Origin of the sequence: Streptomyces anatolicus, assembly GCF_019400875.1 — a bacterium.
Classification (GTDB): Bacteria; Actinomycetota; Actinomycetes; order Streptomycetales; family Streptomycetaceae; genus Streptomyces; species Streptomyces anatolicus.
The window spans coordinates 1-3,251 of sequence record NZ_WMBF01000624.1 but is presented as its reverse complement, the minus strand read 5'-3'; the positions used below and the strand labels follow the sequence as shown (position 1 = coordinate 3,251).

The window sequence follows — 3,251 nt, the reverse complement described above, 5'->3', positions numbered from 1 at the left end:
GGCGGGAAACATCCGGCGCGGAGCGGCGGGACAGGGCTTGGCGCCGGAGGCGTGGGGCGTTCGGCGAGAGAGGGCGAGACAGCACCCGGCCCGCGCCCCGCCCGGGGGCAGGCCCGGAGAGAGCCCCCGGCCTGTCGGTGGGATGTCGGTGCTTTGTCGGTGCCGCCTGACACCTTGTACCCATGACGCGAATCAACAAGAACCCCGGCGGCGCAGGGAGCGCGGTCACCGTAAGGGGACTGGTCAAGCACTACGGCGAGACCAAGGCACTGGACGGCGTGGACCTGGACGTACGCGAAGGCACCGTCCTCGGCGTGCTCGGACCGAACGGCGCCGGCAAGACCACCCTCGTACGCTGTCTGTCCACCCTCGTCACCCCGGACGCCGGCTCGGCCCTGGTCGCCGGGTACGACGTGGTCCGCCAGCCCCGCCAGCTGCGCCGCGTGATCGGCCTCACCGGCCAGTACGCCGCGGTGGACGAGAAGCTGTCGGGCCGCGAGAACCTGTACATGATCGGACGCCTGCTCGACCTGTCCCGCAAGGAGGCCAGGTCCCGGGCCGACGGCCTGCTTGAGCGGTTCTCCCTCACCGAGGCCGCCAAGCGCCCCGCGAGCACGTACTCCGGCGGTATGCGCCGCCGCCTCGACCTGGCGGCGTCGATGATCGGCAGCCCTGCCGTCCTCTACCTGGACGAGCCGACGACCGGCCTCGACCCCCGCACCCGTAACGAGGTGTGGGCCGAGGTCAAGCGCATGGTCGGCGACGGCGTCACCGTCCTGCTCACCACGCAGTACATGGAAGAGGCCGAGCAGCTGGCCTCCGAGCTGACCGTCATCGACCGCGGCAAGGTCATCGCGAGCGGCGGCATCGACGAGCTGAAGGCGAAGGTCGGCGGCCGCACGCTGCGGGTCCGCCCGGCCGACCCGCTGGAGCTGCGCCCGCTGGCGAACGCCCTCGACGACCTGGGCCTGACCGGCCTCGCCACCTCCACGGTGGACGTCGCCACGGGCACGGTCCTGGTGCCGATCCTCAGCGACGAACAGCTGACGGCCGTGGTCGGCGCGGTCACCGCGCGCGGCCTCACGATCGGCTCGATAGCCACCGAACTGCCCAGCCTGGACGAGGTGTTCCTCTCCATCACCGGCCAGAAGGCCAGCGCCCCGCAGGACGCCCGCCCCGAACTCGAGGAGGTTGCCGTATGAGCACCACCACTCTCACGCCGCCCCTCACCAAGGGCAAGCCGGACGACGCCCGCATCACCCTGCGCGGCCACGTGCGTCACACCAGCGCGCTGGTGCGCCGCAATCTGCTCTGGATCCGCCAGGACCCCGAGTCGATGTTCGACGCCGTCCTGATGCCGATCGTCTTCACGCTCCTGTTCGTGTACGTCTTCGGCGGCTCGATCGGGCAGGCGCTCGGCGGCGGTCAGGACAAGTACGTGCAGTACGTGGTGCCGGGCATGATGGCGATGATGAGCATGAACATCGCCATGGCCGTCGGCACCGGCTTCAACCAGGACTTCCAGAACGGCATCATGGACCGCTTCCGCACCCTGCCGATCGGCCAGGGTTCGGTGCTCTTCGCCAAGATCGTGGTGGAGCTGATGCGGCTGCTCATCGCGACGACGATCATGATGATCGTCGGTGTCCTCGTGGGCTTCGACATCACCAACTGGGGCGGTCTGTTCGCCGCGGTGGGCCTCTCCGCCCTCTTCGGCACGTCCATCATGTGGATCTTCCTGGTGCTCGGCGTCTCGATGAAGAGCGCCCAGTCCGTGCAGGCGATGGGCTTCCTGGTCCTGATGCCGCTGCAGTTCGGCTCGTCGATCTTCGCGCCGACCAAGACCATGCCGGGCTGGCTGCGGGGCTTCACCGACTACAACCCGCTCTCCTCGCTCGCGGACTCCGCGCGCGGCCTGATGGTCGGCGGGCCCGTCGCGCACGACGTGTGGGTGACGGTCGGCTGGTCGGCGCTGATCACGCTCGTGATGGCGCCGATCGCGATCCACAAGTTCCGCACCAAGAGCTGATCACCGCGCACAAGAGCCGATCACCGCGCATAGGGTGCGCGGTTCACGCGGCGCACAGGGCGGCGGCCTCGTCGAGAGTGAGGCCGCCGCCCTCGGCGTACGCGGCCTCGTACGCGTCGGTGCCGAGCGCGGCGCGGGCGAGCCGGGCGGCGTTCTCGTAGATCTCCCGCTCGATCGCGTTCGGGAAGTGACCCGCGGGATGCTCCCGTTCGGCCACCGCGAGCAGCCGGGCGGCGTCCGCCGCGCGGCTGCCGCCGTCGAGTTCGGCCAGCGCGCGGGCCGCGATCCGCAGCTGCACGGTGACGGCCTGCGGCGCGACCATCAGCGACAAGGGGGCGCGGGCCTCCTCCAGGGCGGCGCGGGCCACGGCGACGCCCCGCGCGTACCGGCCGCCCAGGGTGTCGAGCCAGGCCTGGAGGCCGAGCACGAAGCTGTCGAAGACCGGGTAGCCCACCACGCTGAACTCCTCGCGCAGCCGCGAGATGTGCTCGCGCGCCTCGCCGAGACGCCCGGTGCGGCCGAGCACGCCGACGAGGAAGAGCCGGGCGGCGGGCACGGCCTCGCCGGTATGGGCGCGCCCGCTGTTCGCCAGGACGCCGCGGAGGATCGCCTCGCCCCGCTCCAGGGTGTCCGGCGATTCCGTGAGGACCGACCCGAGGCGGGCCTTGAGCACGGCCGCCTGGCTCTGGGCGCCGAGCTGTTCGGCGTGGGTGATGGCCGCCTCGAAGTCCTCGGCGGCGAGGGCGAACTCCCCGCACCGCTCGCGTGACTCCCCGCGCGCGGCAAGCGCCTCGGCCATGCCCCAGGCGTCCCCGATCCACTCGAAGCCCCGCAGCGCCTCGTCGGCGTCCTCGCGTGCCTCGCCCGCCCAGTCGGTGTGGTTGGTGAGGATGTTGGCGCGCAGTTGCAGTGCGGTGGCCAGTTCCCAGGCGTGGCCGAGGCGGCGGCAGGTGTCGACGGTCGCGTCGAGGGTGGTGCGCAGCAGCTCGGCGTCGCCGCCCAGCATCACGGCGAAGAACCAGAGGCTGCCCGGCACGCGGCAGGTCTGCGGCAGGCCGGGGCGGTAGGTGTCCCGGATGCCTTGCAGCCGCTCCTCGGCCTCCTCCGTCCGCCACGCGTCCATGTCCATGTCCATGCAGGCGAGATCGAGCAGCCGCACCCCTCGGCGGGAGCACCCGGTCCTCGGCCGTGACGTCGAAGTGGGCGAGGCCCCACGCCAGCC

The 3,251-nt window shown here is 71.6% G+C and carries 2 protein-coding genes and 1 pseudogene; 2 read left to right on the top strand and 1 reads right to left on the bottom strand.

Translation table 11 applies throughout. The annotated features are described in order from the left end of the window. Positions 1-182: 182 nt before the first annotated feature. A complete protein-coding gene (locus GKQ77_RS30530) occupies positions 183-1,202 on the top strand; it encodes an ATP-binding cassette domain-containing protein (RefSeq protein WP_219692362.1) in 1,020 nt (339 codons plus the stop codon). Next, the gene (locus GKQ77_RS30525) at positions 1,199-2,029 is read left to right on the top strand and encodes an ABC transporter permease (RefSeq protein WP_219692361.1); all 831 of its coding nucleotides are present in this window, start codon (positions 1,199-1,201) and stop codon (positions 2,027-2,029) included. Before GKQ77_RS30530 ends, GKQ77_RS30525 begins: the two co-directional genes overlap by 4 nt. Before the next feature lie 43 nt (positions 2,030-2,072). Here the strand turns inward: GKQ77_RS30525 and GKQ77_RS30520 are convergent. Further along, positions 2,073-3,251 (bottom strand): annotated as a pseudogene (locus GKQ77_RS30520) (AfsR/SARP family transcriptional regulator); the annotation flags it as partial.